Annotated in this window: 8 protein-coding genes and 1 pseudogene; 8 read left to right on the top strand and 1 reads right to left on the bottom strand. The window is 73.2% G+C overall.

What is annotated here, in order from left to right; all coding sequences use genetic code 11:
- Positions 1-91 precede the first annotated feature (91 nt).
- The 6 genes from nsdA (at position 92) to ftsH (ending at position 10,013) form a co-directional block, all read left to right on the top strand.
- The gene (nsdA, locus tag ACZ6KO_RS30100; RefSeq protein ID WP_469307155.1) at positions 92-1,609 is read left to right on the top strand and encodes a transcriptional repressor NsdA; all 1,518 of its coding nucleotides are present in this window, start codon (positions 92-94) and stop codon (positions 1,607-1,609) included.
- A gap of 312 nt (positions 1,610-1,921) precedes the next feature.
- Positions 1,922-3,268 carry an ammonium transporter gene (locus ACZ6KO_RS30095; RefSeq protein WP_469307154.1) on the top strand — a complete coding sequence of 449 codons (1,347 nt, stop codon included), beginning with the start codon at positions 1,922-1,924 and terminating at the stop codon, positions 3,266-3,268.
- Positions 3,265-3,603, top strand: coding sequence for a P-II family nitrogen regulator (locus tag ACZ6KO_RS30090; RefSeq protein ID WP_469307153.1), 339 nt, complete (start codon positions 3,265-3,267; stop codon positions 3,601-3,603). Before ACZ6KO_RS30095 ends, ACZ6KO_RS30090 begins: the two co-directional genes overlap by 4 nt.
- A gap of 17 nt (positions 3,604-3,620) precedes the next feature.
- Complete coding sequence (locus ACZ6KO_RS30085) at positions 3,621-6,050, top strand: [protein-PII] uridylyltransferase (RefSeq protein WP_469307152.1); 2,430 nt, start codon at positions 3,621-3,623, stop codon at positions 6,048-6,050.
- A gap of 350 nt (positions 6,051-6,400) precedes the next feature.
- The gene (gene ffh, locus ACZ6KO_RS30080; RefSeq protein ID WP_469307151.1) at positions 6,401-7,969 is read left to right on the top strand and encodes a signal recognition particle protein; all 1,569 of its coding nucleotides are present in this window, start codon (positions 6,401-6,403) and stop codon (positions 7,967-7,969) included.
- Positions 7,970-8,099: 130 nt separating this feature from the next.
- On the top strand, positions 8,100-10,013 hold the full coding sequence (ftsH, locus tag ACZ6KO_RS30075) for an ATP-dependent zinc metalloprotease FtsH (RefSeq protein ID WP_469307150.1): 1,914 nt from the start codon (positions 8,100-8,102) through the stop codon (positions 10,011-10,013).
- 52 nt (positions 10,014-10,065) lie between these two features.
- On the opposite strand, the gene ACZ6KO_RS30070 is transcribed toward ftsH, so the two are convergent.
- Positions 10,066-10,746, bottom strand: a complete 681-nt coding sequence (locus ACZ6KO_RS30070) for a class I SAM-dependent methyltransferase (RefSeq protein ID WP_469307149.1) — start codon at positions 10,744-10,746, stop codon at positions 10,066-10,068.
- 132 nt (positions 10,747-10,878) lie between these two features.
- On the opposite strand from ACZ6KO_RS30070, the gene proS reads away from it, so the two are divergent.
- Together proS and ACZ6KO_RS30060 are read left to right on the top strand one after the other, a co-directional pair.
- Entirely contained in the window at positions 10,879-12,291 is a 1,413-nt protein-coding gene (gene proS / locus ACZ6KO_RS30065; protein ID WP_469307148.1) for a proline--tRNA ligase, read from the top strand.
- A gap of 237 nt (positions 12,292-12,528) precedes the next feature.
- Positions 12,529-12,735 (top strand): annotated as a pseudogene (locus ACZ6KO_RS30060) (hypothetical protein); the annotation flags it as partial.
- Positions 12,736-12,842: the final 107 nt, after the last annotated feature.

Raw genomic sequence — 12,842 nt, 5'->3', positions numbered from 1 at the left:
TCGTAGGATTACTTTCAGTGCACGAGAGGCGAAGCTTCCGCATCCGTGGGTATGCCGGAGGCAAGAAGTGTTCCGGAATGGGGGCGTTCCAGTGAGCGGCAACGGCGCAGGCGGACCCGACGTGGACGCCGCGGACCCCGGGGACTGCGCGGCGCGCGGCACCGGCCCCAACGACCAGCTCACCTCCTGGTTCGTCCGCAGCGGCTGGTCCAAGGGCGAGCTCGCCCGCCAGGTCAACCGCCGCGCCCGTCAGATGGGCGCGCACCACATCAGCACCGACACCTCCCGCGTACGCCGCTGGCTCGACGGCGAACAGCCCCGCGAACCCGTCCCGCGGATCCTGTCCGAGCTGTTCTCCGAGCGCTTCGGCACGGTCGTCGCCATCGAGCACCTCGGCCTGCGCACCGCCCACCAGACCCCGTCCGTCTCCGGCGTCGACCTGCCCTGGGCCGGCCCCCAGACGGTGGCCCTGCTCGGCGAGTTCTCCCGCAGCGACCTGATGCTCGCCCGCCGCGGCTTCCTCGGGACCTCGCTCGCCCTGTCCGCCGGCCCCGCCCTCATCGAGCCGATGCAGCGCTGGCTCGTGCCGGTACCGGCCGCCGACCCGGTACCACGCGACGGGGGCGGGGCGGGCCCGGCCGGACACCGGCCGCCCCGCCTGTCCGAGCCCGAGCTCGACCTCCTCGAGGCCACCACCGCCATGTTCCGCCAGTGGGACGCTCAGTGCGGCGGCGGCCTGCGCCGCAAAGCGGTCGTCGGCCAGCTCCACGAGGTCACCGACCTGCTCCAGGAGAACCACACCGGGCCCGTCATGAAACGCCTCTTCAAGGTCGCCGCCGAACTCGCCGAACTCGCCGGCTGGATGAGCTACGACGTCGGGCTGCACCCCACCGCCCAGAAGTACTTCGTCCTCGCCCTGCACGCCGCCAAGGAGGCCGGCGACAAGCCGCTCGGCTCGTACATCCTCTCCAACATGAGCCGCCAGATGATCCACCTCGGCCGCCCCGAGGACGCCCTGGAACTCATCCACCTCGCCCAGTACGGCAGCCGCGACTGCGCCGGCCCCCGCACCCAGGCCATGCTGTATGCGATGGAGGCCCGCGCGTACGCCAATATGGGCCAGCCCAGCCGCTGCAAGCGGGCCGTCCGGATGGCCGAGGACACCTTCGGCGACGTCGGCCTCGGCGGCGAGCCCGAGCCCGACTGGATCCGGTTCTTCTCCGAGGCCGAACTCAACGGCGAGAACTCCCACTCGTACCGCGATCTCGCCTACGTCGCCGGCCGCAGCCCCACCTACGCCTCCCTCGCCGAACCCGTGATGGAACGCGCCGTCGAGCTCTTCGAGAAGGACGCGGAACACCAGCGCAGCTACGCCCTCAACCTCGTCGGCCTCGCCACCGTCCACCTGCTGCGGCGCGAGCCCGAGCAGGCCACCGCCCTGATCGACCGCGCCCTCACCGTGGCGCAAAAGGTGCGCTCGGAGCGCGTGAACAACCGGCTCCGCAAGACGGTGGACACCGCCGCCCGTGAGTACGGCGACGTCGCCGACGTCGTCCGCCTCACCGACCACCTCGCCGCCCGCCTCCCCGAGTCCGCGGAGGCGGTCTGAGGTCCGCCGCGGACCTCCCCGAGGCCCCGGCCGCGGCAGTCACCCCGTGAAGCCCGATCAGGCTCCCCCATGCCAGGTCATCCGGGTCACTGCCGCGGCCGGCTCCCCAGCCGTCGCCCCCACGGGGTTCATGGGCGCGTAACACGCCCGACCTCTTCGTCACCGTCGCGAAACATCGAGCGGCACCGCCGGAAACCGGCCTGCGCGAATCTCATGGCCAATAACCGGCCAGTCCCCAGGCCCCCCGCACTGGCTCCGCTCAGGTTTTCACGATCGCCCGCACGCGAACGTACCGACGACGAGGAGACGCCGATGGCACCAGCCATCACGACCCTTGCCGCAGACGCCCCACAGCTGTCTGCCGCGAACACCGGGTTCATGCTCATCTGCTCCGCCCTGGTCATGCTGATGACCCCGGGCCTCGCCTTCTTCTACGGAGGCATGGTCCGCGTCAAGAGCAGCCTCAACATGCTGATGATGAGCTTCATCAGCCTCGGGATCGTCACGATCCTGTGGGTCCTCTACGGCTTCAGCCTCGCCTTCGGCACCGATTCCGGCTCCGTCATCGGCTGGTCCTCCGACTACGTCGGCCTCAGCGGCATCGGCCTGACCCAGCTGTGGGACGGCTACACCATCCCGGTGTACGTCTTCGCCGTCTTCCAGCTGATGTTCGCGGTCATCACCCCGGCGCTGATCAGCGGTGCGCTCGCGGACCGCGTGAAGTTCACCGCCTGGGCCCTGTTCACCGCCCTGTGGGTCACCGTCGTCTACTTCCCCGTCGCCCACTGGGTATGGGGCCCCGGCGGCTGGCTCTTCGAGCTCGGCGTCATCGACTTCGCGGGCGGTACGGCCGTCCACATCAACGCCGGCGCCGCCGCCCTCGGCGTCATCCTCGTCATCGGCAAGCGCGTCGGCTTCAAGAAGGACCCGATGCGCCCGCACAGCCTCCCGCTGGTCATGCTCGGCGCCGGTCTGCTGTGGTTCGGCTGGTTCGGCTTCAACGCCGGCTCCTGGCTCGGCAACGACGACGGCATCGGCGCGGTGATGTTCGTCAACACCCAGGTCGCCACCGCCGCCGCCATGCTGGCCTGGCTGGCGTACGAGAAGCTGCGCCACGGCTCCTTCACCACCCTCGGCGCCGCCTCCGGCGCGGTCGCGGGCCTCGTCGCCATCACCCCCGCCGGCGGCTCCTGCTCCCCGCTCGGCGCGATCGCCATCGGCGCCATCGCCGGTGTCGTCTGCGCCATGGCCGTCGGCCTGAAGTACAAGTTCGGCTACGACGACTCCCTCGACGTGGTCGGCGTCCACCTCGTCGGCGGTGTCCTCGGCTCCCTCCTCGTCGGCCTCTTCGCCACCGGTGGCGTGCAGTCCGACGTGGCCGGCCTCTTCTACGGCGGCGGCCTGGAGCAGCTCGGCAAGCAGGCCATCGGCGTCTTCTCGGTCCTGGCCTACTCCCTCGTCGTGTCGGCCCTGCTCGCCTTCCTCCTGGACAAGACGATGGGCATGCGGGTCAGCGAGGACGACGAGGTGTCCGGCATCGACCAGGTCGAGCACGCCGAGACCGCCTACGACTTCAGCGGAGCCGGTGGCGGCGCCTCCTCGCGCAGCACCGCCGCACCCGCCCCCGTTGCCGCCGCGAGCAAGAAGGTAGACGCATGAAGCTCATCACCGCGATCGTCAAGCCCCACAAGCTGGACGAGATCAAGGAAGCCCTCCAGCAGTTCGGCGTCCAGGGCCTGACGGTCTCCGAGGCCAGCGGGTACGGCCGCCAGCGCGGCCACACCGAGGTCTACCGCGGTGCCGAGTACACGGTCGACCTGGTCCCCAAGATCCGCATCGAGGTCCTCGTCGAGGACGAGGCGGCCGACGACGTGATGGACGTGGTGGTCTCCGCGGCCCAGACCGGCAAGATCGGCGACGGCAAGGTGTGGAGCGTCCCCGTGGACACGGTGATCCGGGTCCGCACCGGCGAGCGCGGCGCTGACGCGCTCTAGCGGACGGGAGCTCCTGGGTGACGAGCGTCGAGCACTCCACGACGGATCCGTCCGATCCGGCCGGCCCGGGAGCCAGCGGTTACGCCGCGGCCCGGCTGCGACTCCTCCAGGAGGAGTCGCGGTCCGGGCCTTCGCGGCGTTCCGCGCTGGCGGGGCTGACCGACGACTGGCTGAACGCCCTCTTCACGACGGCCGCGCGCGAGACAGGAGTCCGCGGCGCCACCCTCGTCGCCGTCGGCGGCTACGGGCGCGCCGAACTCTCCCCGCGCAGCGACCTGGACCTGCTGCTGCTCCACGACGGCAAGGCCGGGGCCAAGGCGCTGAGCGCGCTGGCCGACCGGATCTGGTACCCCGTGTGGGACCTGGGCCTGGCCCTCGACCACTCGGTGCGCACCCCGGCCGAGGCCCGGAAGACGGCAGCCGAGGACCTCAAGGTGCACCTGGGACTGCTCGACGCCCGGCCCGTCGCCGGCGACCTCGGGCTGCTGGCCTCCCTGCGCACCTCCGTACTGGCCGACTGGCGCAACCAGGCGCCCCGGCGGCTGCCCGAGCTGCACTCGATGTGCCGGGACCGCGCCGAGCGCTGGGGGGAGCTGCGCTTCCTGCTCGAACCCGACCTCAAGGAGGCCCGCGGCGGACTGCGCGACATCACCGCGCTGCGGGCGGTCGCCGCTTCCTGGGTCGCCGACGCCCCCCGCGCCGGCCTCGCCGACGCCCGGCGGCGGCTGCTGGACACGCGCGACGCCCTGCACCTGGTCACCGGGCGTGCCGCCGACCGGCTCTCCCTCCAGGAGCAGGACGCCGTCGCCGGCCGGCTCGGCGTGCTGGACGCGGACGCCCTGCTGCGGGACGTGTACGAAGCGGCCGGCGTCGTCGCGTACGCGGGCGACGTGACCTGGCGCGAGGTGGGCCGCGTGCTGCGGGCCCGGGCGGCCCGGCCGCGGCTGCGCGCCCTGCTGGGCCCGCGCGGCGGCGCCGTCGAGCGGGCCCCGCTGGCGGAGGGCGTGGTCGAACAGGACGGCGAGGTCGTCCTGGCCCTGGCCGCCCGCCCCGAACGCGACCCGGTCCTCCCGCTGCGGCTGGCGGCCGCCGCCGCCCAGGCCGGACTGCCGGTCTCCCCGCACGCCGTACGGCGGCTGGCCGAGGCCGCCGGACCGCTGCCGGTGCCCTGGCCGGCCGAGGCCCGCGAGCAGCTGCTGACGCTGCTGGGCGCGGGTGAGCCGACCGTGGGCGTCTGGGAGGCCCTGGAGGCGGAGGGGCTGATCACCCGGCTGCTCCCGGACTGGGAACGGGTGCGCTGCCGCCCGCAGCGCAACCCCGTCCACACCTGGACGGTGGACCGGCACCTGGTCGAGACCGCCGTACGGGCCTCGGAGCTGACCCGCCGGGTCGGCCGCCCCGACCTGCTGCTGATGGCCGCCCTGCTGCACGACATCGGCAAGGGCTGGCCCGGGGACCACTCGGTGGCGGGCGAGACGATCGCGCGCGACGTCGCCGCACGGCTGGGCTTCGAGCCCGCCGACGTGACGGTGCTCGCCACGCTGGTCCGCCACCACCTGCTGCTGGCCGAGACCGCGACCCGCCGCGACCTGGACGACCCGGCCACCGTCCGGGCCGTTGCCGAGGCGGTCGGCTCGCCGGTCACGCTGGAGCTGCTGCACGCGCTGACCGAGGCAGACGCACTGGCGACCGGGCCCGCCGCCTGGTCGGCGTGGCGGGGCTCGCTCGTCGCCGACCTGGTGCGCCGGGTCGCGGCGGTCCTGGACGGCACGGCGCCGGCGGCGGAACCGCCGGCCCCGAGCACCGAGCAGGAACGGCTGGCGGTCGAGGCCCTGCGCACCCGGGAGCCGGTCCTGACCCTGCACGCCCGGCACGAGGAGGACGTGGTCGGCGTCGAGCTGGCCGTGGCCGTCCCCGACCAGCCGGGCGTGCTGCCCGCCGTCGCCGGGGTGCTGGCCCTGCACCGGCTGACCGTACGGGCGGCCGACCTGCGCTCGGTGGAACTGCCCGACCACCTGGGCGAGGTCCTCGTCCTGCGCTGGCGGGTCGCCGCCGAGTACGGCTCCCTCCCGCAGGCCGCCCGGCTGCGCGCGGACCTGGTCCGGGCGCTGGACGGCTCCCTGGACGTGCCGGCGAAGCTGGCGGACCGGGAGGCGGCGTACCCGCGCCGGCGCGGGGTGGTCCCGCCGCCCCCGCGGGTGACGGTGGTCCCGGACGTCTCCTCCCTGGCGACGGTCCTGGAGGTCCGGGCCCCCGACGCGGTCGGGCTGCTGCACCGGATCGGCCGGGCCCTGGAGGCGGGCCGGGTCCGGGTCCGCAGCGCGCACGTCTCGACACTGGGCGCCAACGCGGTGGACACGGTGTACGTCGTGGACACGGACGGCAAGCCGCTGGCGGGGCCGGAGGCGGCGGCCCTGGCCGCGGCGGTGGAGGCGGCGCTGGTGTAGCGGGTGGGGGGGGGGCGCCCCCCCCCCCCCCCCCCCCCCCCCCCCCCCGGGCCCGGGCGGGGGCGCAAGACGCGCCGGGGGGGCCGGGGGGGGGGGGGGCCCCGGGGCCGGCGGGGGGGGGGGGGGGCCCCGCGCCGGGGGGGGGGGGGGGGGGGGGGGGGCCCGGGGGGGGGGGGGGGGGGGGGGGGGGTGGTGGGGGGGGGGGGGGCCCCCCCCCCCCCACCCCCGCGCCCGCACCCCGGAAGGGCCGAGATCGGCGGCAAATGCGGCCCGTGGGGCAGGGGCCGTGGCGGAGCCCGATACCCTGGGGGACGACCACCCTGCCCCCGACCCGAGGAATCGCGACCACCGTGTTCGATACGCTTTCCGACCGCCTCAGCGCGACCTTCAAGTCCCTCAGGGGCAAAGGCCGCCTCTCCGAGCAGGACATCGACGCTGCGGCGCGGGAAATCCGTATCGCCCTCCTCGAGGCCGACGTCGCCCTCCCGGTCGTCCGCTCGTTCATCGCGAACGTCAAGGAGCGCGCCCGCGGCGCGGAGGTCTCCAAGGCGCTCAATCCCGCCCAGCAGGTCCTGAAGATCGTCAACGAGGAGCTCGTCGGCATCCTCGGCGGCGAGACCCGCCGGCTGCGGTTCGCCAAGACCGCGCCCACCGTGATCATGCTCGCCGGTCTCCAGGGTGCCGGTAAGACCACCCTCGCCGGCAAGCTCGGCCTCTGGCTCAAGGGCCAGGGCCACGCGCCGCTGCTCGTCGCCTGCGACCTCCAGCGCCCCAACGCCGTCAACCAGCTCTCGGTCGTCGCCGAGCGCGCGGGTGTCGCGGTCTACGCGCCCCAGCCGGGCAACGGTGTCGGTGACCCGGTCCAGGTCGCCAAGGACTCGATCGAGTACGCGCGCACCAAGCAGCACGACATCGTCATCGTCGACACCGCCGGCCGCCTCGGCATCGACCAGGAGCTGATGCAGCAGGCCGCGGACATCCGCGACGCCGTCAGCCCCGACGAGATCCTCTTCGTCGTCGACGCCATGATCGGTCAGGACGCGGTCAACACCGCCGAGGCCTTCCGCGACGGCGTCGGCTTCGACGGCGTCGTGCTCTCCAAGCTCGACGGCGACGCCCGCGGTGGTGCCGCGCTCTCCATCGCGCACGTCACCGGCAAGCAGATCATGTTCGCCTCCAACGGCGAGAAGCTCGACGACTTCGACGCGTTCCACCCCGACCGCATGGCCGGCCGGATCCTCGACATGGGTGACATGCTCACCCTCATCGAGCAGGCCGAGAAGACCTTCTCGCAGGCCGAGGCCGAGAAGATGGCGGCCAAGCTCGCCAAGGGGCCCAAGGAGTTCACGCTCGACGACTTCCTGTCCCAGATGGAGCAGGTCCGCAAGATGGGCTCCATCTCCAAGCTGCTCGGCATGCTGCCGGGCATGGGGCAGATCAAGGACCAGATCAACAACATCGACGAGCGCGACGTCGACCGCACCGCCGCGATCATCAAGTCGATGACGCCGGCCGAGCGCAACGACCCGACGATCATCAACGGCTCCCGCCGCGCCCGTATCGCCAAGGGCTCGGGCACCGAGGTCAGCGCCGTCAAGAACCTCGTCGAGCGGTTCTTCGAGGCCCGCAAGATGATGTCGCGCATGGCCCAGGGCGGCGGGATGCCCGGGATGCCCGGCATCCCGGGCATGGGCGGCGGCCCCGGCCGGCAGAAGAAGCAGGTCAAGCAGGCCAAGGGCAAGCGCAAGAGCGGCAACCCGATGAAGCGCAAGGCCGAGGAGGCCGCCGCCGCGGCCCGCCGCGAGCAGGGTGGTCCGGGTGACGAGGCGGTCGCCGGCGGCAACCCGTTCGGCCTGCCGGCCGGGCAGCCCGGTCAGGACTTCGAGCTGCCGGACGAGTTCAAGAAGTTCATGAAGTAGCGCGCAGCGCGCGTACGACGAAGGGCCCCGCCGGGCGGACCGGCGGGGCCCTTCGTCATGATCCTCCGGGAGCGACCGCCCGGTTTGTCGCTTATGGTCGGCCGGGAGGACGGCAGAAGGAGGCGGCCACGTGCCCCAGCCCACCCCCGTGCCCCCGCGTGACCGGTCCGGCGCGCCCTGGCGCTCCGAAGGCGCCCCGCCGTCCCCGCCGCCCCGCAAGAAGATCAGCTGGCGGAACCTGATCCTCGCCGCCCTGATCGTCTACCTGCTCACCAACCTGGTGCTCTCCTTCTTCAACGAGGGCGACGAGCCGACCGTCTCGTACACCGAGTTCAGCAAGCAGGTCGCCGAAGGCAACGTCGCGAAGATCTACTCCAAGGGCGACGCCATCGAGGGCGAGCTGAAGAGCAAGCAGCCGGTGCCCGGCGGCAAGGGCGACTACACCAAGTTCATCACCCAGCGGCCCGCCTTCGCCGACGACGACCTCTGGGCGAACCTGACCGCCAAGGGCGTCACCGTCACCGCCTCCCCGGTCGTCGAGCACCGCAGCTTCCTCGTCAACCTGCTGATCTCGCTGGCGCCGATGCTGCTGCTGGTCGGCCTGTGGGTGCTCGTCGCCCGCCGGATGGGTTCGGCGATGGGCGGCGGGCTCGGCGGACTCGGCCGGAAAACGCCCCCCAGACCGGTGGAGCTGGCGGGCGCCCGGCGTACCACCTTCGACGACGTCGCCGGCATCGACGAGGTCAAGGCCGAGCTGAGCGAGGTCGTGGACTTCCTGAAGAACCCGGCGGCCTACCGCAGGATGGGCGCCCGGATGCCCGGCGGGGTGCTGCTCGCCGGCCCGCCCGGCACCGGAAAGACCCTGCTGGCACGGGCCGTCGCGGGCGAGGCGGGCGTGCCCTTCTTCTCCGCCTCGGCCTCGGAGTTCATCGAGATGATCGTGGGTGTGGGCGCCTCGCGGGTGCGGGAGCTGTTCGCCGAGGCCCGCAAGGTGGCCCCGTCGATCATCTTCATCGACGAGATCGACACCATCGGCCGGGCCCGGGGCGCCGGCGCGGGCATGGGCGGCCACGACGAGCGCGAGCAGACGCTCAACCAGATCCTCACCGAGATGGACGGCTTCTCCGGCTCCGAGGGCGTCGTCGTGATCGCCGCGACCAACCGCCCCGACGTCCTCGACCCCGCCCTGACCCGGCCGGGCCGCTTCGACCGGACCGTCCAGGTCTCCCCGCCCGACCGCGGCGGCCGCGCGGCCATCCTGGCCATCCACACCCGCGAGATCCCGCTGGCACCGGACACCGACCTCGTCCAGGTGGCCCGGGCCACCCCCGGCATGACCGGCGCCGAGCTCGCCAACCTGGCCAACGAGGCCGCCCTGCTCGCCGTGCGCCGCGCGCACACCGAGGTCACCCGGGAAGACCTCTCTGACGCCCTGGAGAAGATCCAGCTCGGCGCCGAGCGCTCCCTGGTCATGCCCGACGAGGAGCGCCGGCGCACGGCGTACCACGAGAGCGGGCACGCCCTGCTGGGCATGCTGCACCCGGGCGCCGACCCGGTCCGCCGGGTCACGATCGTGCCGCGCGGGCGCGCCCTGGGCGTCACGCTGTCCACGCCGGACGCCGACCGGTACGCGTACACCGAGGAGTACCTGCGCGGGCGGATCATCGGCGCGCTCGGCGGCATGGCCGCCGAACACGTGGTCTACGGGGTCATCACCACCGGCGCGGAGAACGACCTCGAACAGGTGACCAATCTGGCGCGCGGCATGGTCGGCCGCTGGGGCATGAGCGAGCGCGTCGGCAGGCTCACCGCGGTCCCCGCCGACAGCCAGGTCGCGTACGGCCTCGCGGCCGCCCCCGCCACCCTGGACACCGTCGACGCGGAGATGCGGCGGATCGTCGACGAGTGCTACGAGAACGCCTGCCGGCTGCTGCGCGAGCACCGCGACCGGCTCGACGCCCTGGCCACGGCCCTGCTGGCGGAGGAGACCCTGGACGAGGAGGCGGCGTACGCGGCCGCCGGCGTCCCCCGCACGAAGAAGTGACCGGTGCGGAAGCGGCCGGGCCGCGCACGGGGCCCGCGGGAGGGGAGGGCGTTCAGCCCACCCGGGTGACGACGTAGCGGAAGATGTTCGGCAGCCACACCGTGCCGTCGGCCCGTTCGTACGGGTGCAGGGCCTCCGTCAGCTCCTTCTCCGCCTGCGCGGGGTCCGAGACGTCGTACAGGCCGGTGGACAGCAGTCCCCGCGCCGCGCTCTCCATGTCCGCGTAGCCGAACGGGCAGAACACCCGGCCCGAGCCGTCCGGCCGCAGCCCGGCCGCCTCGGCCAGCGCGTCCAGGTCGCGCGGGACGGGCCCGCCGCCCAGCACCGCCGGTGCCGTGCAGCGCTCCGGCGGCCCCCAGTCGGCCAGCACCACCGCCCCGCCGCGCCGCACCAGCGCCGCGGCGGCCGGCAGCGCGTCCGGATCCGGGGCGAAGGCCAGCAGGACGTCGTACGGGCGGGCCGCGGCGGGCGCGGGCGGCTGCGGCAGCACCTCCAGCAGCCGCTCGCGCGCCAGGGCCCGGCGCGCGGGGTCCGGCTCCACGCCGGTCGCCGTGGCGCCGCGCCCGGCGGCCAGCAGCAGCGGCAGCCCGGCCCCGCAGTCCAGGCCGAGCAGCCGGCAGCCCGGCCCGACCTCCAGTCGCTCGTACACCGCTTCGTACAGCGGTACCAGCATCCGTTCCTGGATCTCCGCCCAGTCCCGGGCGGCCAGCGTCGGCGTCAGCGTCGGTGTCATCGAAAGAGCGCTCCTGATTCCCGTCTCGCCCCCATGCCCCCGTTGTCAGAGAACTCCCACTTCGCCCCCGCGTCCAGAGGACTGCCGGACCCGATTCACGCTCGACGCGCCCGGCGCCGTACCATTCGCGCCATGGCAAAGGCTCCCGTTCTCACCCCCCAGTCGGAGGACTTCCCCCGCTGGTACCAGGATCTGATCAACAAGGCCGAGCTGGCCGACAACGGCCCGGTGCGCGGCACGATGGTCATCCGACCGTACGGCTACGGCCTGTGGGAGCGGATGCAGCAGGAGATGGACGCGCGCATCAAGGACGCGGGCGCCCAGAACGCGTACTTCCCGCTGTTCATCCCGCAGTCGTACCTGACGCGGGAAGCCGAGCACGTCGAGGGCTTCGCGCCCGAGCTCGCGGTCGTCACGCACGGCGGCGGCAAGGAGCTGGAGGAGCCGGTCGTCGTCCGGCCGACCTCCGAGACGATCATCAACGACTACTTCTCCAAGTGGGTGCAGAGCTACCGCGACCTGCCCCTGCTGATCAACCAGTGGGCCAACGTGGTCCGCTGGGAAATGCGTCCCCGCGTCTTCCTCCGTACGAGCGAGTTCCTGTGGCAGGAGGGCCACACGGCCCACGCCACGTACGAGGACGCCCGCGACTACGCCGCGCACATCCACCGCCACGTCTACGGCGACTTCATGACGAACGTGCTCGGCATCGACGTCGTGCTCGGCCGCAAGACCGCCAAGGAGCGCTTCGCGGGCGCCATCAACACCCTCACCCTCGAGGGCATGATGGGCGACGGCAAGGCGCTGCAGATGGGCACGAGCCACGAGCTCGGCACCAACTTCGCCAAGGCCTTCAACACCCAGTACCTGTCCAAGGAGGGCCAGCAGGAGCTGGTCTGGCAGACCTCCTGGGGCGTCTCGACCCGCATGGTCGGCGGTCTGATCATGTCCCACGGCGACGACAACGGTCTGCGCGTGCCGCCGCGGCTGGCCCACGTCCAGGTCGTCGTCATGGCGATCAAGGGCGACGAGGCCGTCGCGAAGGTGCGCGAGCTCGGTGCGCAGCTGAAGGCCGCCGGGATCCGCGTGCAGGTCGACGACCGCGTGGACACGCCCTTCGGCCGCCGCGCGGTGGACTGGGAGCTCAAGGGCGTCCCGGTCCGCGTGGAGATCGGCCCGCGCGACCTGGAGGCCGGCACCGCGATGCTCGCGCGCCGCATCCCGGGCGGCAAGGAGCCGGTGAGCATCGACGCGCTGGCCGACCTGCTGCCGAAGGTGCTGGAGGAGGACCAGGCGCAGCTGCTGCGTGAGTCCCGCGAGCGCCGTGAGGCCCGTACCAGCGACGTGGCGACGATCGCCGAGGCCGCCGAGGCCGCGATCGCCGGCGGCTGGGCGCGGATCCCGTGGGACGTGCTGGGCCCGGAGGGCGAGGCCAAGCTCGCCGAGCAGGCCGTCTCCGTACGGTGCCTGATCGCCGAGGACGGCTCGGTGCCGGTGGCGGACGACGCCCCGGGCACGCTGGCGATCGTGGCGCGTTCGTACTGACGCGCGCCGGCCCGCGCGCGCCGGTGGCGCGCGCGGGCGGTGAATTCCGGGGGTTCCCCGGACGTGGGGCGGCCGTGAGGCGACTACGTCCGGGGGACCCCCATACGTACCGACTCCTCCTGAGTTCTGCGCACCCGCCCTCGTCCGGTCGCATGAGACTGAACTGACTGGTACGTGCAAAAAATTTGGAATGGCCCGGAATCGGAACACCGTGGCACCTCGGCTCGTTGTCACGACGTGAGCACGACACCACCTGTTCTCGCCGCAGAGCTGGCGCAGGCGTGGGCCGACATTCAGCGGTACCACCCCGAGCTGCCTGACCTTGCCGCGCCCGAGTCCCTGATCGGAGAGTCCTCGTCCGCCTGTGGCGCGGAACTCTCCTTCGAGCGACTGCTGCACGAGGCAGTCCACGGCATCGCCGCCGCGGGGGGGGGGCGGGGCACCCCCCCCCCCCCCCCCCCCCCCCAACCCCCCCCCCCGGCGGTGGGCCCCGCGGTGGGCCAGGGGCCACCCCACCCGCCCCCCCCCCCCACCCGGCTAAAGCGGGGGTA

The sequence above is a fragment of the Streptomyces sp. NPDC042102 genome (assembly GCF_055582305.1).
This window is presented reverse-complemented; position numbering and strand designations above follow the sequence as displayed.